This window comes from Altererythrobacter sp. CAU 1644, assembly GCF_029623755.1.
In the GTDB taxonomy this organism is placed as follows: Bacteria; Pseudomonadota; Alphaproteobacteria; order Sphingomonadales; family Sphingomonadaceae; genus Erythrobacter; species Erythrobacter arenosus.
In genome coordinates, this window is the sequence record NZ_CP121106.1 from 2,797,260 (window position 1) to 2,816,540 (window position 19,281).

The following is a 19,281-nucleotide window of genomic DNA, read 5'->3' on the forward strand; positions in this document are numbered from 1 at the left end:
CCCCGGTTCCGCCGGCGGCGGGACAGGTAGTGCACGGTTTCATACGAACTTCAGGTAGCTTTGCGGCGCTGGCCCTGCTTGCCAGCGCGGCACACGGGATCGACCAGACTGTGGTCGAGCTTGCACCACCTGATTCCATTGAGGTTCCCATCGTCCTTCTGGTCGACCTGCGTTCGGGCCAGACGCTACTTGAAAAAGAAGCGACGCGCCGCTTCATGCCGGCATCGATCACCAAGGTAATGAGCGCATTTGTCGCTTTCGAAATGATCGAGGCGGGCGAGCTGAACGAGCGCCAGCAGTTCGTCTTCCGTCCGGAGTCGGCAGAGAAGTGGCGCAGTGTTGGTTCCACCATGTTCCTCGACGCAGGGGAATCCGTTCCCGTCTGGTTGCTCCTGCGCGGGATTACCTCGGTTTCGGCCAATGATGCCAGCATTGTGCTAGCCGAGGGCGCGACAGGCTCGGTCGAAGCCTGGACCGAGCGAATGAATGCCGAGGCGCGAAGGCTTGGCATGAACGACAGCCATTTCAACACACCCAACGGGTGGATGGACGAAGGGCGTACTTTCACCAGCGCCCGCGACCTCGAGCGCCTGGCTCGCGCCATCATCACCCGTCACCCGGAAAAATATGCGCGGTACTTCGGCCAGATCGGGCTCGAGCACAAAGGCATCGCCCAACCAAACCATGACCCGATTACGGGCAAGGTGCGCGGGGCCGACGGGATCAAGACCGGCTTCACCAATGAAGCGGGATTCGGGTTCCTGGGCAGCGCCGAACGCAATGGTACCCGGTTGGTGCTGGTTGTAGCCGGCGCCGATCGTGCTCGCGCCCGTGACAAGCTGTCTCGAGAACTGATTGAATGGGGATTTGCCGCATTCGATCGTCAGTTGCTCTATTTGGCGGATCAGGTCGTTGCCGAAGCGAAGGTGCAGGATGGCTCACGCCGCCATGTCGATCTGGTGCCGGCTGCCCCCATCCACGTGGCCGTGCTGCGTGGGAGCAATCCCGACATCAGCATGAGATTGAAATACGATGGTCCGATCCGTGCCCCGTTCGACGAGGGCGATGAAATCGCCGAGCTCGAGTTGACGGTCGCAGGAATGCCGACATCGCGCATCCCGCTTGTTGCACGCCAGACCGTCGACGAAGCGAATGCCTTCGAACGGATCTGGAATGGTGTGGCGGGGTGGTTCTCGTGATGAGAGGAAAGTTCATCGCCTTCGAGGGCGGGGAGGGGGCCGGCAAATCCACTCAGGCGCGACTGTTGGTCGACGCACTGCGGGAACGTGGCCTCACGGTAGACCTGACCCGCGAACCAGGCGGAACGCCGGGTGCTGAGGCGATCCGCTCCCTCTTGCTTGACCCGCCCGGCGAAGGATGGGGCGCGGAGGCCGAGGCCCTCTTGTTCGCGGCCGCACGGTCGGACCATGTCGCACGGCGTATCGAGCCAGCTCTGGAGCGAGGCGAATGGGTTGTGAGTGACCGCTTTGTCGATTCAAGCCGCGCCTACCAGGGTGGCGCAGGAGAATTGGGCGACGAAACTATCGTGACGCTCCACCGGATTGGTAGCGGGGGGCTGCGCCCGGATTGCACTGTCCTTATCGAAGTGGGCGAAGACGCGGTCGCTCATCGATTGGCAGCGCGCGATGGAGACGAATCCGATGCTATCGGTGGTCGAGACATCGACTACCATCGCGAAGTCGCCGCGTCCTTCCGACGGTTTTTCGCAGCCGATCCGGAAGGTTTCACGGTCGTCGACGGGAACGGCAGCGCCGAGGAGGTGCATCACCGCGTCATGCGGGCCCTCGAACCGCTCTTGGCAGATTCAGCATGATAGATTGGCCGAATCATACCGAGGCATGGCGCGAATGGCGCGATGCCATGCAAGGCAGCCGCATGCACCACGGCTGGATCCTCGCGGGCAAGTCCGGCCTCGGCAAGCACGCTTTCGCCGAGGCGGCGGCGCGCGAGCTGGTCGGTGCAGCACCCTCCGTTGAACATCACCCTGACATCCTGCTGCTGACCTATGGTCCGAAGGACGAGAAAGAAGAACGCAAACGCGCCGACGGCAAGGAGTTCGAACTCGCCCGCAGCATCCGGATTTCGCAAATCCGCGAAATGCAGCACCGGCTCACGACACGTCCGACGCTGGGCGACCGTCGTGTCGTCATCCTCAATCCGGCTGACGATATGGAGCGCAATGCTTCGAACGCGCTTCTCAAGAGCCTGGAGGAACCTCCGAAAGGTACCTTCTTCCTCCTCGTCACTCACCGGCCGGCCCAGCTCCTTCCAACCATACGTTCGCGCTGCCGAATCCTGCGTTTCCCACTCTTGAGCGATGAACAGATCGCCCTGATGATCGATCAGGAGGCTCCGCTGGTCGATCCTGCAAGGCGCGAGGCGGCCTTGGCAGCTGCGGGTGGTTCGCTTGGTTCGGCTTTGACATTCCTCGAGCAGGACCTGTCCGAGGCAGCTTCGTTGATGCGGCGGCTTCTGGCCGATGGCGATGCGGGTTTCGAAAAGCGCGGTCAACTCGCCAAGGCGATTGGCGCGCGGCCCGACAAGCAACGATTGAGGGCAATCTTCGAGCTTGCGCAGTCGCTCGTCGCTGAGGAACTGCCGAATGCGCATCGGCAGCGACAGCTGGCACTCATCGAGGCACATGCGGCGTTGGTGAAGCTTTCGACCCAGGCGCCGACCTTCAATTTCGATGCCGGGCTGCTGGCGCAGGAAATCGGCAGCTTGCTTGCGCGCGCCGCTGGGGCTAGCGAGCGCGCCAATGTCTGAACCCTTCTATATTACCACCGCGATCAACTATCCCAACGGACGACCGCATATCGGGCATGCCTATGAGGGCATTGCGACCGACGTCATGGCCCGATTCCAACGCCAGATGGGGCGCGACGTGCGCTTCGTCACCGGAACTGACGAGCACGGGCTCAAGATGGATCAGACCGCACGGAAAATGGGACGTGCAACGATCGATCTCGCCGATGAGATGTCGGGACACTTCCGCGACATGGCGGACAAGCTGAACATCTCTTACGACGAATTCGTCCGCACCACTGAGCCGCGCCATCACGCTGCCAGCATCGAGCTTTGGCGGCGGATGGAGCAAGCAGGCGATCTCTATCTTGATCGCTATGAAGGCTGGTACTCGGTTCGCGACGAGGCCTTCTACGACGAAAGCGAACTGGTCGACGGGGAGGGGGGCGAGAAGCTTTCTCCGCAAGGCACTCCGGTTGAATGGACAGCCGAAGAGACCTGGTTCTTCCGGCTTTCGAACTACCAGGACAAACTGCTCGCGCATTATCGCGACAATCCCGACTTCATCCGGCCCGAAAGTCGGCGTAACGAGGTGATGCGGTTCGTTGAAAGCGGCCTCAAGGATTTGAGCGTTTCGCGCACCAGTTTCGATTGGGGTGTCCCGGTACCGAACTCAGACGGCCACGTAATGTATGTCTGGGTCGACGCGCTCACCACCTACATGACGGGTGTCGGCTTTCCCGATGCCGAAGGTGAGATGTACCAGCGCTACTGGCCCGCCGACATTCACATGATCGGCAAGGACATTACTCGCTTCCATACAGTCTATTGGCCGGCGTTCCTGATGAGTGCGGGATTGCCCCTGCCGAAGCAGGTGTTCAGCCATGGTTTTCTGCTCGCTCGGGGCGGTGAGAAGATGAGCAAGAGCGCCGGAAATGTGGTCGATCCGATGGAACTGGCCGACCGTTTCGGCGTCGACAATCTGCGATATTTCTTCCTGCGCGAGATCGCTTTCGGGCAAGACGGCAGTTATTCCCCGGAGGCGATCGTCAATCGCGCGAATGCGGAACTCGCCAACAGTTTCGGCAATCTGGCGCAACGTACATTGTCCATGATCAACAAGAACATGGATGGCAAACTGGAGATCTTTTCTCCCAACGAGCAAGACATCGCCTTGTTCAATTTGGTAAGAGACGCCTGCAGGACACAGTTGCCTCGAGAATTTGAAAAGCTGAACTTCTCGATCGGTATCGAAGCTTGGATCCGCGCGGTCTATGCGTGCAACCAGTATGTCGACGAGCAGGCTCCGTGGGGGCTCAAGAAAACCGATCCGGAGCGCATGAAAGCCGTGCTTCAGACGCTTTTCATTGCACTGCGCGACCTGGCGATCGCGATCCGCCCGGTAGTGCCTGAGAAGGCCGATGCATTGCTCGACCAACTCGGCATTGCCGAGGGCGCGCGCGCCTATGCCGATCTTGCCGATGATGGCTGGTTCGATGCCCTTGTTACGAGTGGCTTTACTGTCGACAAGCCGACGCCGATCTTCCCCCGCCTCGAGATGCCGGAGGAAGAGCCAGCCTGATGCTCATCGATAGCCATTGCCATCTCGAATATGAGGGGCTGGTCGAGGATCGGCAGGGCGTGCTCGAGCGGGCGCGTGCAGCAGGGGTAGGGGGCTTCCTCAATATCTCGACCCGCGAGCGCGAGTGGGACCAGGTCGTGGGAACGGCGGAACGCGAAGGCGATATATGGGCCAGCGTCGGCATCCACCCTCATGAAGCCGACGCGCATGAGGATCTTGGGCGCGACGTCCTGCTGGCAGCGACCGAATATCCCCGCGTCATCGCCATCGGCGAGACGGGGCTCGACTATTATTACGACAATTCCGCGCGCGAGACGCAGCGAGAACTGTTCCGCATGCATATCGGTGTCGCGCGGGAAACTGGGTTGCCGCTCATCATCCATACGCGCGATGCAGAAGAGGATACGCTGGCGATCCTCGAGGATGAGAAGGGGAAGGGCGACTTCCCCGCCCTCATCCACTGCTTCACCGCTTCAGCCGAATTCGGCCGCAAAGTGCTGGAAATGGGTCTGACGATCTCGCTTTCCGGGATTGTGACATTCAAGAATGCGAAGGAATTGCAGGAAGTTGGCAAGTCCGTACCCGCGGAACGCCTGCTGGTCGAAACCGACAGCCCGTTCCTGGCCCCGGTGCCGCATCGTGGGCGCAAGTGCGAGCCGGCTTTCGTGGCAGATACGGCGCGCTTCCTGGCTGACCTGCGCGACGAGGAATTTGAACAGCTCGCGGAAAACACCACCCAGAACTTCTTCCGCCTGTTCGGAAAGGCGCAGCGTTGAAGTTCCTGATGCTCGGTTCGGGCACCTCGACAGGTGTGCCGCGGATCGGCAACGATTGGGGCGATTGCGATCCGAATGAGCCGAAGAACCGCCGAACGCGCGTTTCGGTCTTGATCGAAAGCGATGCCGGAAGTCGGCTGCTCATCGATACATCTACCGATCTGCGGCAACAGCTTCTGGCCAATGAGATCGACCGTATCGACGGCGTGTTCTGGACACACGATCATGCCGATCATTGCCATGGTGTCGATGACCTTCGGGTCCTGCGATATGGTCGAGGCGGTCCTCTTCCTGGATTTGCTTCGCAAGAGACGGTTCACAGCCTTAGGCGCCGCTTCAGCTACGTATTTGCTGGCCAGCACGGCTACCCGACGATTGTGAGCCTGGAATCACTCGATCGGTTACGGATGTTCTCCGGTTTCGGAGTGGAATGGTGTCAAATGCCGCACGGACCCACCGAAACAACTGGATATCGCTTCGATGCAGATGGCAAGAGTATTGCCTATGCTACGGATTTTAGTGAGATTTCTGCCGAGATGGTCGATCTCTACAGCGGCGTGGATATTCTCATAAGTGATTGCCTGCGCCGGGATCCGCATCCGACCCATGCCAATCTCGAGATGGCGATGGAGCTGGCCGAGCGTTCTGGCGCCGGAAAACTGGTATTGAGCCATCTCGACAAGAGCATGGATTATGCCACCTTGGAGGCGGAAACGCCGGATCATGTGGTGGTTGGGTTCGACGGGCTGGAGATGCGCGCATGAACGAGTACGAGACTGTTCGGATAGTCGCTCTGATCGGCTGGCTCATTCTCGCGGTCGGCGCCTTGGCTTCGTATCGCATGAATTGGGGCAAGGCTCTCAAAATGGGTTTCACGTGGGTCGCGATTTTTGTGGGATTGTTCCTGCTTTTCGACTTGGTTTCAGCCGGATGAGGGGGATTGCTCCAGAATCTCACCCGTTCTTGATTTAACATAATATATATTATCGTTCCAATATTCCCAGATGTCAGAACAGATCAACCGCCTCCTCACGATCATGAAAACACTCCGCGATCCGGAAATCGGATGCGAATGGGATCGCGCGCAGTCATTCGAGACAATCGTGCCGCATACGATCGAGGAAGCCTATGAGGTCGCAGAGGCTGTCGAACGTGGCGAGTTGACCGATCTTCGCGACGAACTTGGCGATCTGCTTTTCCAAGTCGTGTTCCAAAGCCGCATTGCCGAAGAATCCGGTCATTTTGACATCGACGACGTCGCCAAGGCGATGTCGGACAAACTTGAGGCTCGCCATCCGCACATTTTCGGCGAAGAATCACTCCCAGGCGGAATGCAGGAAGAACGCTGGGAAGCGCTCAAGGCCGCTGAACGCGCCGATAAGGGAGCAAAAAGCGCGCTTGAAGGGGTTGCGCTGGCACTTCCGGCACTCCTTCGAGCACAGAAACTCCAGAAGCGAGCTGCGCGCACCGGCTTCGATTGGCCAGATGTTCAGGGCCCGGCCGACAAGATCCGCGAGGAATTGGAAGAGCTTGCCGCAGCGACTTCGCAAACGGATCGCTTCGAGGAAGCGGGCGATTTCCTGTTCGCCGCGGTCAATCTTGTTCGTGCCTATGGCATCAACGCCGAAGAAGCGCTGCGCGCCGCCAATCACAAATTCGAACGGCGCTTCAAGTCGATGGAGGCGTTGGCGGGAGACGGATTTCCTGAGCTTTCCCTCGATGAGCAGGAAGCGCTCTGGCAGCAGGTCAAGTCAGCCGAAAAATTATAGGGTTTCGTACTGACCCAATTCCTTGGGGTTAAGACGGACCCTGAGCGCGCGTTGCGGGCCGCCCTCGCCCTCGCCCGCCTCCTCGTCCGACAGCACATCACCGTGGGCATAGAGCCAAGCGATGCGTTTCCCATCGCTCGCGGGAACCGTGACAAATAATTCCCTCGCGCTGCTAGTGAGCATGGTGCCAATCTGCGCCAGCAAGGCCTCAATCCCTTCGCCCGTAGCAGCAGAAATTGGCGCCACATCGTCGCGCGCTTGTGCGACCGTCATGAGCTCGTCACGATCCTCGCCCGAGACAAGGTCGATCTTATTCCAGACTTCGAGGATCGGAATACGACTGATGCCGTCTTCCGCATCGACCACGCCAAGATCGGCGAGCACTGACATGACCTGCTTCTTCTGCGCTTCATTGGCCGGGTTGGCCATGTCGCGCACATGGAGGATAATGTCTGCGGCCGTCACTTCCTCGAGAGTTGCCCGGAATGCGGCGACCAGTTGTGTCGGCAGGTCGGAAATGAATCCCACCGTGTCCGACAAGATGGCCTTCTCCACTCCCGGAAGCGCTACAGCCCGCATGGTCGGGTCGAGCGTTGCGAAGAGCAAGTCTTCCGCCATCACCTCGGCGCCGGTAATCCGGTTGAACAGGGTAGATTTGCCTGCGTTGGTGTACCCGACCAGCGCAATAATGGGCCAAGGAGCACGTTCACGGCGCTCGCGATGAAGGCCACGGGTCTTGCGAACCTGCTCCAGTTCTCGGCGCAGGCGGCCCATCCGCTGCCGGATCATCCGCCTATCGGCCTCGATCTGTGTTTCGCCGGGACCACCGAGGAAGCCGAAACCGCCGCGTTGGCGCTCGAGGTGGGTCCAGCTGCGCACGAGCCGGCTCTGCTGGTAATCGAGATGGGCCAGTTCGACCTGCAATCGCCCTTCGGCTGTTGCCGCCCGCTCGCCAAATATCTCAAGGATCAAGCCGGTGCGATCGATGACCTTGCGCTTGAGTTTCTCTTCGAGGTTCCGCTGCTGGATTGGGCTGAGCGCGCCGTCGACGATGACGAGCTCCGCCTCATGCAGCTCGCAATCGGTTGCAATGGTCTCCACCTGCCCTGCCCCGAACAGCGTGTTGGGCCTGACGTCTCGCACCGGGACTACCCTTGCGTCGGCAATCTCCACTCCGATCGCGAGCGCAAGCCCGCACGCCTCGGCCAGCCTCTCTTGCGCGTCGAGATCGTACCGGATCGAACGGATATCGGGGCACAGCACCAGAGCCCGCGCACCGCGGGTCACTTCGCCCAGCAGGTCGTCGTCGAAGCTCAGTCGTCCTCGCCTTCCCAATCGTCGGTCAAGTCGACCGGCGCTGCGGGTTGGATGGTGGAAACCGCGTGCTTGTAAGCCAGCTGCACGAACCCATCGCGTTCGAGCAGCATGCAAAACAGGTCGTAGGCCGCAATCCGGCCCTGCAGCATCACGCCGTTGACCAAGAACATCGTCACCTGAACCCCGACCTCGCTGACGCGCGAGAGGAATACGTCCTGCAGCAGGCGCTGTTTCTTGTTTCCGGGTTGGTTAGCGAACTGCGTCGCGTCGATCGGCTGGCCCGGCATGATGGTCGAGATCGCATGCTTGTAGACAAGCTGCGACTGGCCATCGCGGCGCAACAGGATCGAGAAATTGTCAAACCAGGTCACGATGCCTTGCAGCTTCACACCCTTGACGAGAAACATCGTCACCGGGGTCTTGTTTCGCCGCAGCAAGTTGAGAAACGCATCCTGGAGGTTGGCCGGGCGGCCATCCTTATTCGACGGGGTATCCGCCTCAGCTCGAGGTTTGGCAGTAAGGGTCCGGCCTGAGGACATTTGTGTCTCCTGTTTTTGGCGGCCGCTTTTGCAGTCCGCAATCTGGTGCCCGTCGCTCGCAGAGCACCGCTCAATCGGAAACATAATGCCGGATTTGTAAACCACGGGCAATGGCGGATTTTCGCGACCCGCCGAGCTATTCTTAGTCCTTGCCTACCCCTTCTTTCCGCTCGGTCATCCCGAGCAGCTTCAATTTCCGGTGCAGTGCCGAACGCTCCATGCCGATGAATGTCGCCGTCTTCGAGATATTTCCGGAGAAGCGGCGGATCTGGACGCTGAGGTATTCGCGCTCAAAACTTTCGCGGGCTTCGCGCAATGGCACACCCATCATGGTCGTCATGCCCTGCCTCGTATCCGCGATCTCACCGCCGGTGATCTCGGCCGGCAGCATGTCAGGTTCGACCGTGTCGAGACGGTCGCGCGGAGCTAGAATCAACGTCCGCTCGACCACGTTGCGAAGCTCGCGCACGTTACCCGGCCAATCGTAGGCTTGGAGCGCGGCCATCGCCTCGTCGCTGATTTCCGGTGGGGTGACGCCCTGCTCGGCCGAATATCGAGTGAAGAAGTGCTCGGCGAGTGCTGGAATGTCGTCTCGACGGTCCGACAGCGACGGGATCGTCACTGGCACTACATTCAGCCGATAGAACAGGTCCTCACGGAACCGTTTTTCCTCCATCTCCACGGCAAGGTCGCGCGAGGTCGAGGAGACCACCCGCACATCGACGCCGATCTGGCGCGATCCCCCAACCCTGACAAAGCTCTGTTCGGTCAGCACTCTCAGAATCCGTGCCTGCGTGGAGAGTGGCATGTCCGCGACCTCATCGAGGTAGAGTGTGCCGCCGTCGGCTAGCTCCAGCAGCCCTGGCCGGACCAGGCGTCCATCGGCCTCTTCGCCGAACAACTCCTGCTCGAACCGCTCAGGAGTGATGCGCGCCGAGTTCACAATTACAAAGGCGCTCTGTGCACGCGGGCTCCAGCTATGCAGCAGACGGGCCGCAACCTCCTTGCCCGCGCCTGCCGGACCCGAGATGAGGACCCGGCTGCCGGTATTCGCCACCCGCTTGAGCGTGGCGCGCACTGCGTTGATCGCCGAGGAATTGCCGGTGAATTCCTCCCCGCGTGCAAATCCTTCCCGTTCGCGAAGCTGCGAGTTTTCGCGGCGCAGGCGCTCGGTCTCGGTCGCGCGCTCAACCAGGAGGAGCAAGCGTTCCGCCTCGAAAGGCTTCTCGATGAAGTCCATCGCTCCGCGGCCGACCGCCGATACGGCCGTGTCGATATTGCCGTGGCCCGAGAATATGATCACCGGAAGCTCGGGTTCACGCGCCTTGATGGCATCGAGCACTTCGAGACCATCCATCTCGCTGCCGTGCAACCACACGTCGAGCAGGACGAGGCTGGGCCGACGCTCATCGATCGCCGCCAGTGCATCGCTGCTGTTGGCCGCCGTCCGGCAGCTGTACCCCTCGTCGCTGAGGACCCCCGCAACCAGCTCGCGGATATCGCGCTCATCGTCGACGATCAGGATATCGAGTGCCATTGCGGCCAAACCTCCAGCTCAATTTTGGGGATGCGCCCGATCATGCGGCAGCCTCGTCGGACTTGCCGAGGGGGTCTCGGGCAAAGCGAAGAACGACCTTCGTGCCGCCGTCATCGCTGCTTGAAAAAATCATCTCGCCGCCGTGCTCGTCGACGATCTTGTTGACGATCGCGAGGCCGAGGCCGGTGCCCTTCTCGCGGGTCGTCATATAGGGTTCGGCAATGCGCTCGCGCTCTTGCGGCAAACCCACGCCGTTGTCTTCGACGCAGATCGTCATCATCTCGGCGTCGGAGGACATAGTGACCTTGATCTTGCCGCGGTAATCGACATCGGCGGAGGCTTCGCGCGCTTCGACCGCCTCGACCGCATTCTTCAGCACATTCGTCATCGCCTGGCCCAGCTGGTGCCTGTCACAGCTGATCTGCGGCGCGCTGACTCCCTCGGTCGAAAGGTCGAAGTTGATCTGCGGGTGTGCGACCTCTTGCAGGAACAGCGATTGGCGGACGAGATCGACCGCGTCCTCGGTGCGGAAATGCGGCTTGGGCAAGCGGGCGAACGAGGAGAATTCATCGACCATCTTCCGAAGGTCACCGACCTGCCGAACGATGGTGCTGGTCAGTTCGTCGAACAACTCGCCATCGCTTTCGATTTGCTTGCGATAGCGTCGCTTGAGGCGCTCGGTCGCGAGCTGGATCGGCGTCAGCGGGTTCTTGATCTCATGTGCGATGCGACGAGCGACGTCTGACCATGCCGCCTGACGCTGATCGAGCAACTGGCGGGTGATGTCCTCGAAAGTGATGACATGACCGCCCTTTTCCGGAACGACCTTGACCGCAAGGGTCAGGAGCTCGCCGCCCTTCTGGTGAGAGACTACACCGCTGGTCAGTCCTGCATCGACCAGCTGCGAAATCTGAGCGGAAAGCTTGGCAAGCTTGAGCCCTACCGGCGGGCGCCGTTCGTCCTCCATCAACAGCGCCTGGGCAGAGCTGTTCATGAGCAGGACGTTGCCCTCCCCGTCGACCGAAATGATCCCCGCCGTGACCGATTCCAGCACGGCTTCCATGAAAGCACGGCGATCGTCGATCTGCCGGTTGGCACCAACCAGCGCATCTGTCTGTTTCTCGATCTGCGCCGCCATCCGGTTGAAAGCCCGGTTGAGCAGGCCGATCTCGTCGGCCCCGGTCCGGCCGACGACGCGCATGGCGAAGTTGCCTGCTCCGACCTCTCGAGCTGCTCCGACCAGATCGGTCAGCGGTTCGACCTGGCGGTCGGCAAATCGCAAGGCAAACCACACAGCAAGTCCTACCAGCATCAGGCTGACCACGAACAAGGCGAGATTGAAGCGTAGCTGGAGCGCCCTCGCCCGCTTGGTCAGGACATCGTAGGAGGCAACGACCGACTTGGCACGCTCCCAATAGTTGAATGATGCAGCCTCGGCATCGCGGGCATTGTAGAGATAGACTCCTCCCGCCTCGTCGATCGGGGCTAAAGCCGCGATGCGCTCGGGACTCCCCTCGACCACGACGAGTTCTCCATCATCAAGGCGTGGAAACGCCTTGGTCCCAAAGTCCAGCGGCCGGTTGCCTGCTACGAGGTCATAGATCGCCGCTGTCCGCATGGATCCGTCGGGCATGCGCTGTAGGATCGCGCTTTCGGTGACATCGCGCGCCTGCGCCTGGTAGCTGTAGAAATCGGCAAAGCCGGAGTCCCGCAGCGATCCGCGCTCGAGGTAGAAACGCATGTCGCCCGCCATTGCGACCGTTTCGTTGCCGACGTCGAGTTGGTTCTGCTCGTAATAGCCTTGGGCGAGCTGGTTGGCATTTTCCATGAGGCCGCGAGAATCGCTCGAGAACCAGAAATTCACCCCCGACTGGAAGAGGAAGGCGGCAAAGCCCGCCACGAGAAGCGTCGGAACCGCCGCGATGAGAGAGAAGAAGAATACGAGGCGCACATGAAGCCTGGCGGTGCTGCCGGCAGCGCGCCTCAGCGCAAGCCGTCTGCCCCCAAGCACCAGCAGCATCATGGCCGGTATCAGCGTTGCGATCAGCAGCACCGATACCTGGGTCGAGGGCAAGAGCTGGCCATCGGGCGGCGCGCTGGTGAAGGCGAACCACGTAGTCCAGATCGCCAGCAACAGCGCAAGGCCGGCAGCAATCTCAAGCCAGAGGAAAAGGTTTGCACGACGGGACGCGACCACGAAACGGCGCCACCAGCGCGGCGATCGTTTTACCGGTACTGCAGCCTTCACGTCCATCGTTGCATGCTTACAACTACACTGTTGCAAAGATGCAAGTGGAAAATGTGGCTTTTGCGTCAGACCGGTTTTGCGAAGCGGTCAGGGTCAATCGCCAATTCATTCAGCCGCTTGCGCAGGGTATTCCGGTTGATGCCGAGAAGCTGCGCGGCGCGCAATTGGTTGCCGCCGGTTTCTCCCAATGCATATTCGAGCAGCGGCTTTTCGAATGCGGCCAGGGCCTGATGATGCAGGGCGCCGGGCTGCGGCTGGCTGACGGAAAGCCAGTTCGCCAAGGCTGCTCCGAAGCCGCGGGCCTCGAGTTCGGCCTCCGCCCGATGTTCATCGCCGATCGTTTCTCTAACTGTCGCGGAATCAATGTTCTCATCGCGTGCCAGCAGCGTGAGGCGAAAGATGACGTTACGCAGCTCGCGCACGTTCCCGCGCCATTCGCGCTTTTCGAGCAGTTTGATCGCATCCTGACCGATCTGGTGCCGGGGCAATCCCTCCTCCGCTGCGAGCTGCAGGAAGTGCTGAGCCAGGACCCCGATATCTTCGCGCCTTTCGCGCAGCGGTGGCAGCTCAATCGGAACGACATTAAGCCGATAGAACAGGTCTTCGCGGAAGGTTCCGGCCGCGATCATCGGCGCAAGATCGCGATTTGTCGCCGCGATTATCCTTACATCGACCGAAATTTCCTGCCTTCCGCCCACACGGCGGATCCGGCCCGATTGTAACGCGCGCAGCAACCGGGTTTGGGCCTCGGGCGGCATGTCTCCGATCTCGTCGAGAAACAGCGTGCCGCCATTGGCCTGTTCGAACTTCCCGATGGCCTGCGCAGTCGCGCCGGTAAAGGCGCCCTTTTCGTGGCCGAATAGCTCGCTCTCGATCAGGTCGCGCGGAATGGCCGCTGCGTTGACAGCCACGAATGGACCGGACTTGCGCGCACCCAGCTGGTGGATCGCCTCGGCTACCAGTTCCTTACCAGTGCCGCTTTCGCCGGTAACCAATACCGTGAGGTCGTTGCGCAGGACCCGGGTGATCATCCGGTAAACGCCCTGCATCGCCTGGCTTCGTCCTACCAGCGGGAGGCCGTCTCCTTCGAATTCCGGCGCTGCACTACGCGGAGTGCGCGAACCTACCGCCTGCCCTACCGCGCGGACCAGTTCGTCGAGATCGAACGGCTTGGGGAAGTATTCGAACGCCTGTCCATCGCTCGCGCGTACAGCGGTATCAAGCGTGTTTTGGGCCGATAGCACGATCACAGGAAGGGTCGCGTCCGCCTCTCGCACAGAGCCGAGAGAAGCTATTCCATCGCCATCGGTCAGAATGACGTCGGTCAGCATGGCGGAGAAGCTGTGCTCGCCCAGAAGCCTGTCGCGCTTCGAGATGCTATCGCAGCGGTGGACGACATAGCCATCGTCCTCCAGCGCCGCGGTGATGACCGTAGCGATGGCGCCGTCGTCCTCGACGAGGAGAATACGCTCGCTCATTTGCATTCGCCTTCGCTCGCCAGCGGCAAGTGGATGCGAAAGTGTGTCAGCCCCTCGCGGCTATCGCGTTGATGGCTGATCCGGCCCGCCATGTCGCGCACCAGCTTGCGCACCAGCGCAAGTCCCAGCCCCTGCCCCGACTTCTTGGAAGTAACGAAGGGTTCGAAAATGTGGTCGCGCAGCGAAGGTTCGACTCCGGGGCCATTGTCGGTGATCGTGATTTCGACCGGCAGTTGCACCGATTGCCCAAGCCTGATCGCACGAAAAACGTGACCGCTCACGAAACGCGTACTGACGACAATTCGCGGCTCCGCGCCATCCAGAGCGGCGTCGCGGGCATTTGAGATCAGGTTGATCAGCACCTGTTCGAGGGCATCGCGGCTGGCCAGGACAGGTGGGAGCGAAGGATCGAACTCCTCGCGAATTTCGACATTCTCCTTGCCTGCGGCCCGCACGGTCGCAATCGCCGCTCGGATCGCTTCATGCGGATTGCACGGGGCGACCGGTTCGGGAGTCGTGCTGCCGAGCGCCTGCATTCGATCGATCAGGCGCGCGATACGGTCGACCTCGTCGGTGATCATCCGTGCGAGTGCGCGATCCTCCGGCCCGAGCTTACGCTCGACCAGCTGTCCGGCCCCGCGGATGGCCGACAGGGGATTCTTGATCTCATGCGCCAGGATAGAGGGCGCGCCGAGCGCGATATCCTGTTCCTTTTCCTGCCCCTCGTCGCCCCGCCCCGCGTCCGACAGAGTGATCACGCGCCACCCCGGATGGGCCGAAAGCGGCGAGACGGTGACGTTCACCCGCCGCTCCTGCCCGGCGACGCGCAACATGATATCGCGGGCCACGATCGCCGCATCCGGTTCGGACAGGCGGTCCAACACCCGCTCGTCAAGCAGTTCGAGGACTTCGCCGAGAGGTCTTCCCGCCAGTCTGCTGGAGCTGTGACCGATCAGGTTTTCCGCCGCGTGATTGCTTTCGGCGATGCGCAGGTCCGGATCGACGAGCAGGACTGCAAAGATCAGCCCGCCGATCTGGCTTGCGGGGTCGGGTCGGGTCAGGACTTCGCTCACGCTGCCGTACGCCGCAGAAACGGCTCGTAGAACCGTTCGATCTCTCCCAGCACCTGCTTCGGATCGTCGATGAAGTTGGCCTTGTTGCGAAACTCGGCAGAGCCGTGCATCCCCTTGGTGTACCAACCCAGATGCTTGCGAGCGATCTTGGTGCCGACGTTCTGGCCATAGAGTTCCAGCATGCTGCGGTAGTGCTCAACCAGGGTCTCGTATTGTTCGTCGAAGCTCGGGCTATCGAGCATTTCTCCGGTCCGCCACCAATGCATGACCTGCCCCAGCAACCACGGCTTGCCATAGGCGCCGCGACCGATCATCACTCCGTCCGCGCCAGACTGTTCCAGAGCCTTGGCTGCATCGGCGATGGTGCAGATATCGCCATTGACGATGACCGGGATCGAGACCGCTTCCTTGACCTTGCGAATGAAGGCCCAGTCGGCCTCGCCCTTGTACATCTGGTTACGGGTCCGCCCGTGCACCGTGATCATCTTGACCCCCAGATCCTCAGCGATCCGCGCAAGTTCAGGCGCATTGAGGCTGGCATGGTCCCAGCCCATACGCATCTTGACCGTGACGGGGACGTCGACCGCTTTCACTGTGGCTTCCATGAGCCTTGTCGCGAGCGGCACCTCGCGCATGAGGGCCGATCCCGCCAATTGACCCACGACCTTGCGCACCGGGCACCCGAAATTGATGTCGATGATTGCGGCGCCATTGCCTTTCTGCAACTTGGCCGCTTCAGCCATGCTGGTCGGATCGCAGCCGACAAGCTGCATTGAAACCGGTTCCTCGATCGGATCCCACTCGGCCTTCTGAATGGATTGCCGGGTTTCGCGGATCGCTGCCTCGCTGGCGATCATCTCGGTAACGTTGAGCCCCGAACCGTAGCGTCGCACGAGGCGCCGAAACGGCAGGTCGGTCACGCCCGTCATGGGAGCCAGAATCACCGGGGTAGCGATGCTGACCGCACCGATCTCGATCGGCTTGAGCGGCGGCGGTGGAGGAAGCGAAGTCATTTTCTGATCATGTGCCTAAAATTTGGGCAGCGCATAGTGGATTGCGCATTTCCAGTCCAGTGCCTAAGCGCTGGCGCGCAATGGCCCGAAGCGCCCCTCATCACCCGTTTGCGGCCATCGTCGTCGCCGCTGGAAAGGGCCTGCGGGCCGGAGGCGAGCAACCAAAGCAATTCCAGAACTGGCGAGGCAAGCCGCTTGTCCGGCATTCGGTGGAAGCCCTGCTCGCCCAGGGCGCCGAGGAAGTCGTCGTGGTGATACCCCGGGGTTTCTCAGATTTCGCCGGTAAGATCCTATCGGACCTGAAGAATGTCCGGACGATCATGGGCGGGAAAACGCGCCGGGCCTCGGTCCTGAAAGCGCTGGAAGCCTTCGCCGACATGCCTCCGGCATATATCCTCATCCACGATGCCGCGCGGCCCGACCTTCCCCCCGAAGTCACCCAACTCCTACTCGAGGCACTCGAGGAGCATGTCGGAGCGATCCCGGTGCTTCCGGTGGTGGACAGCATCGCCGTTGCCGACGGGGACATGATGTCAGGCAAGGCGGAACGGGAAACTCTGCGCCGGGTCCAGACCCCGCAGGCGTTCAGGTATGACGAAATCATGGCCGCACACCGCGCCTGGGATCGCGAAAGCGAGGCCGGCGACGATGCGCAGGTGCTGAAATCCTATGGTCGCGAAGTGTGCCTAGTCGAAGGCAGTGAGCGGCTCAAGAAAATGACGTTCGCGGAGGACTTCTTGACCAACATTCCCGCAGTGCGCATCGGTCAGGGCTTCGACGTCCACCGCCTCGTAGAAGGTGAGGAGTTGTGGCTCTGCGGGATCAAGATCGATCACGACAAGGGGCTGGCGGGCCATTCCGACGCCGATGTCGCGATTCATGCCGTGGTCGATGCGCTGCTCGGCGCGATCGGCGATGGCGATATCGGCACTCACTTTCCGCCGACTGAAAAGAAATGGAAGGGTGCCCCCTCCCCCCTGTTCCTCGAACATGCGGTCAAGCTGGTCGAAAAGGCCGGTTATGCGATCGGCAACATCGATCTGACCCTGATTTGCGAGGAACCGAAGATCGGCCCTCATCGCCCCGCAATGCGCGAGAAACTCGCGGAACTTCTGCGCGTTGATGCCGGACATGTTAGTGTGAAAGCTACTACGACCGAAAGGCTGGGCTTTACCGGCCGCGGCGAAGGTATCGCGGCACAGGCGATCGCCAGCCTGTATCGGGTTTGAATTCGGAGAATCTTATGGACCAGGGTGCGTTGCTCCCACACGACATTGCACTGCTCGCCCAGCGAGTGGTCGATGAGAACGCAACCGCCGGGCGCAAGGTCGTGGTGGCAGAGAGCTGCACTGGGGGCCTTGTCGCAGCGGCACTGACGGAGATTCCCGGCTCCTCGGCGGTGCTCGACCGCGGCTTCGTCACTTATTCAAACGATGCCAAGATGCAGATGCTCGGCGTATCGAGCGAGATCATCGAGACCTTCGGCGCGGTATCCATCGCCTGCGTGTGGGCCATGGCCCAGGGGGCCCTCGAGCGCAGCGATGCCGATGTCGCAGTTGCCATCAGCGGCGTTGCGGGTCCGGGCGGGGGAACCCAGCTAAAGCCGGTCGGCACGGTGGTGTTTGCCCGGGCATTCAGGAATGGCGAAGGAGAGCCCGAGGGCGAGCTCAAGAATTTCGATGGGGCCAACCGGGCCGAGATCCGCCAGCAGGCGACGATCTGCGCGCTGGAGCTCTTGCTCCCGAACTAGGTCGCTCCGGGCGCGGCATCGCGGCCATAGAGCTGGTCCGCACGCTGCTCGAAAGCATCGACCATGCGCCTGAAGGCACGATCGAAATACTGTCCCGCCATGGCTTCGAACATTGCATTGCGGAACGTGAAGTCGACGCAGAAATGGATTTCGCAGCCGCCGTCCGACATTTCCTTGAAGGTCCAGTTGTTGTCGAGATCGCGCAATGGCCCATCTAGGTAATGGACATCGATCTGGCGCGGGCGGTCCTTCATCACCTTGGACGTGAATTTTTCCCGGATCGCCTTGAACCCGACCAGCATGTCGGCGACCATCTCGGTGTCGGTGTTCGACTTGATCCGCGTCGCAACCACCCAGGGCAGGAATTCCGGGTAGCGCGCGACATCAGCCACGAGATCGAACATCTGCTCCGGCGAATAAGGGAGCGCGTGAACCTCGCGAATGCCCGGCATCAGTTGTCCTGCTTGGCCGCCTGTTTCGCCAGCTTGGCTTCGCGCGCTGCACGCATTTCGGCGAAATCATCCCCGGCGTGATAGCTCGATCGGGTCAGCGGGCTCGACGCGACTTGCAGGAAGCCCTTGGCCCGCGCGATCGAGCCATAGGCCTTGAACGCCTGCGGCGTCACAAACTCCTCGACATTGGCATGCTTGGGCGTCGGCTGGAGGTACTGACCCATGGTGATGAAATCGATGTCGGCACTGCGCATGTCGTCCATTACCTGGTGCACTTCGAGCCGCTGCTCGCCCAGGCCGAGCATAATGCCCGACTTCGTGAAGATCAGCGGATTGTGTGCCTTGACCTCTTCGAGCAAACGCAGCGAGGCATAGTAGCGCGCGCCCGGCCGGATCGTCGGATAGAGCCGCGGTACCGTTTCGAGATTGTGGTTGAAGACGTCGGGCCCAGCCTCGCAGATTTCCTCGATCGACTGCTTCATCCGCCCCTTGAAGTCGGGCGTGAGGATTTCGATCGTCGTGTTCGGGGTCTCGCGGCGGAGCGCGTTGATGACCTTGACGAACTGCCCTGCACCCCGGTCTGGCAGGTCGTCGCGATCAACGCTGGTAATGACGATATGCTCGAGCCCCATTGCGGCGGCGGCGGCGGCCGTGTGCTCCGGCTCGAGCGGGTCGACCGGCATCGGCATCCCGGTCTTGATGTTGCAGAACCGGCAGGCCCGCGTGCAGGTGTCGCCCAGGATCATCACCGTCGCGTGCTTCTTGGTCCAGCACTCGCCGATATTGGGACAAGCGGCCTCTTCGCACACCGTATGCAGGTTCAGGTCGCGCATCAGTTTGCGCGTCTCGTTGTAGCCCTGGCTGACAGGCGCCTTGACTCTGATCCAGTCGGGCTTGCGCTGGCGCGCTGGACGCGGCGCGTCGCTGCTTGGCGGTGAAGAGAGGTCGTTCATGGCGCCCATCTAGGCGGGAGAGCCCCGC

Annotated in this window: 19 protein-coding genes; 10 read left to right on the forward strand and 9 right to left on the reverse strand. The window is 61.2% G+C overall.

The genetic code is table 11. The features are described 5' to 3' along the window. Window positions 1-29 precede the first annotated feature (29 nt). From P7228_RS13920 to mazG, 8 genes are all read left to right on the forward strand, one after another. Window positions 30-1,199, forward strand: a complete 1,170-nt coding sequence (locus P7228_RS13920) for a D-alanyl-D-alanine carboxypeptidase family protein (RefSeq protein WP_278015832.1) — start codon at window positions 30-32, stop codon at window positions 1,197-1,199. Then, on the forward strand, window positions 1,196-1,834 hold the full coding sequence (gene tmk / locus P7228_RS13925; protein ID WP_278015833.1) for a dTMP kinase: 639 nt from the start codon (window positions 1,196-1,198) through the stop codon (window positions 1,832-1,834). Before P7228_RS13920 ends, tmk begins: the two co-directional genes overlap by 4 nt. Continuing rightward, a complete protein-coding gene (locus P7228_RS13930; RefSeq protein ID WP_278015834.1) occupies window positions 1,831-2,787 on the forward strand; it encodes a DNA polymerase III subunit delta' in 957 nt (318 codons plus the stop codon). Before tmk ends, P7228_RS13930 begins: the two co-directional genes overlap by 4 nt. After that, window positions 2,780-4,348, forward strand: a complete 1,569-nt coding sequence (gene metG / locus P7228_RS13935) for a methionine--tRNA ligase (RefSeq protein WP_278015835.1) — start codon at window positions 2,780-2,782, stop codon at window positions 4,346-4,348. The genes P7228_RS13930 and metG overlap by 8 nt, the downstream gene beginning before the upstream one ends. After that, window positions 4,348-5,124 (forward strand): TatD family hydrolase, encoded by a 777-nt coding sequence (locus P7228_RS13940; RefSeq protein WP_278015836.1) that lies wholly within the window; start codon window positions 4,348-4,350, stop codon window positions 5,122-5,124. Before metG ends, P7228_RS13940 begins: the two co-directional genes overlap by 1 nt. After that, window positions 5,121-5,888, forward strand: coding sequence for an MBL fold metallo-hydrolase (locus P7228_RS13945; RefSeq protein WP_278015837.1), 768 nt, complete (start codon window positions 5,121-5,123; stop codon window positions 5,886-5,888). The genes P7228_RS13940 and P7228_RS13945 overlap by 4 nt, the downstream gene beginning before the upstream one ends. Further along, window positions 5,885-6,058, forward strand: coding sequence for a hypothetical protein (locus tag P7228_RS13950; RefSeq protein WP_278015838.1), 174 nt, complete (start codon window positions 5,885-5,887; stop codon window positions 6,056-6,058). Before P7228_RS13945 ends, P7228_RS13950 begins: the two co-directional genes overlap by 4 nt. Window positions 6,059-6,128: 70 nt before the next feature. Continuing rightward, window positions 6,129-6,893, forward strand: coding sequence for a nucleoside triphosphate pyrophosphohydrolase (mazG, locus tag P7228_RS13955; RefSeq protein WP_278015839.1), 765 nt, complete (start codon window positions 6,129-6,131; stop codon window positions 6,891-6,893). Here the strand turns inward: mazG and hflX are convergent. From hflX to dusB, 7 genes are all read right to left on the reverse strand, one after another. After that, window positions 6,888-8,228, reverse strand: coding sequence for a GTPase HflX (hflX, locus tag P7228_RS13960; protein ID WP_278015840.1), 1,341 nt, complete (start codon window positions 8,226-8,228; stop codon window positions 6,888-6,890). The genes mazG and hflX overlap by 6 nt on opposite strands. Next, window positions 8,207-8,749: an RNA chaperone Hfq gene (hfq, locus tag P7228_RS13965; RefSeq protein WP_278015841.1), complete on the reverse strand. Its 543-nt coding sequence runs from the start codon at window positions 8,747-8,749 to the stop codon at window positions 8,207-8,209. The genes hflX and hfq overlap by 22 nt, the downstream gene beginning before the upstream one ends. A 142-nt stretch (window positions 8,750-8,891) precedes the next feature. Beyond that, window positions 8,892-10,286 carry a nitrogen assimilation response regulator NtrX gene (gene ntrX / locus P7228_RS13970; protein ID WP_278015842.1) on the reverse strand — a complete coding sequence of 465 codons (1,395 nt, stop codon included), beginning with the start codon at window positions 10,284-10,286 and terminating at the stop codon, window positions 8,892-8,894. Window positions 10,287-10,326: 40 nt separating this feature from the next. Next, a complete protein-coding gene (locus P7228_RS13975; protein ID WP_278015843.1) occupies window positions 10,327-12,540 on the reverse strand; it encodes a sensor histidine kinase in 2,214 nt (737 codons plus the stop codon). Between the two features lie 59 nt (window positions 12,541-12,599). Next, the gene (locus P7228_RS13980; RefSeq protein WP_278015844.1) at window positions 12,600-14,012 is read right to left on the reverse strand and encodes a sigma-54-dependent transcriptional regulator; all 1,413 of its coding nucleotides are present in this window, start codon (window positions 14,010-14,012) and stop codon (window positions 12,600-12,602) included. Continuing rightward, a complete protein-coding gene (locus tag P7228_RS13985; RefSeq protein ID WP_278015845.1) occupies window positions 14,009-15,085 on the reverse strand; it encodes a two-component system sensor histidine kinase NtrB in 1,077 nt (358 codons plus the stop codon). The genes P7228_RS13980 and P7228_RS13985 overlap by 4 nt, the downstream gene beginning before the upstream one ends. Beyond that, window positions 15,082-16,098, reverse strand: coding sequence for a tRNA dihydrouridine synthase DusB (gene dusB / locus P7228_RS13990; RefSeq protein WP_278015846.1), 1,017 nt, complete (start codon window positions 16,096-16,098; stop codon window positions 15,082-15,084). The genes P7228_RS13985 and dusB overlap by 4 nt, the downstream gene beginning before the upstream one ends. Before the next feature lie 80 nt (window positions 16,099-16,178). Here dusB and P7228_RS13995 point away from each other — a divergent pair, with 80 nt between their 5' ends. Further along, on the forward strand, window positions 16,179-17,327 hold the full coding sequence (locus tag P7228_RS13995; RefSeq protein WP_278015847.1) for a bifunctional 2-C-methyl-D-erythritol 4-phosphate cytidylyltransferase/2-C-methyl-D-erythritol 2,4-cyclodiphosphate synthase: 1,149 nt from the start codon (window positions 16,179-16,181) through the stop codon (window positions 17,325-17,327). A gap of 14 nt (window positions 17,328-17,341) precedes the next feature. Then, window positions 17,342-17,848, forward strand: coding sequence for a CinA family protein (locus tag P7228_RS14000; protein ID WP_278015848.1), 507 nt, complete (start codon window positions 17,342-17,344; stop codon window positions 17,846-17,848). Here P7228_RS14000 and P7228_RS14005 read toward each other — a convergent pair. Both P7228_RS14005 and lipA read right to left on the reverse strand, forming a co-directional pair. Beyond that, a complete protein-coding gene (locus P7228_RS14005) occupies window positions 17,845-18,300 on the reverse strand; it encodes a type II toxin-antitoxin system RatA family toxin (RefSeq protein WP_278015849.1) in 456 nt (151 codons plus the stop codon). The two genes, P7228_RS14000 and P7228_RS14005, sit on opposite strands and share 4 nt — an antisense overlap. After that, window positions 18,300-19,253 carry a lipoyl synthase gene (lipA, locus tag P7228_RS14010; protein ID WP_278015850.1) on the reverse strand — a complete coding sequence of 318 codons (954 nt, stop codon included), beginning with the start codon at window positions 19,251-19,253 and terminating at the stop codon, window positions 18,300-18,302. The genes P7228_RS14005 and lipA overlap by 1 nt, the downstream gene beginning before the upstream one ends. Window positions 19,254-19,281: the final 28 nt, after the last annotated feature.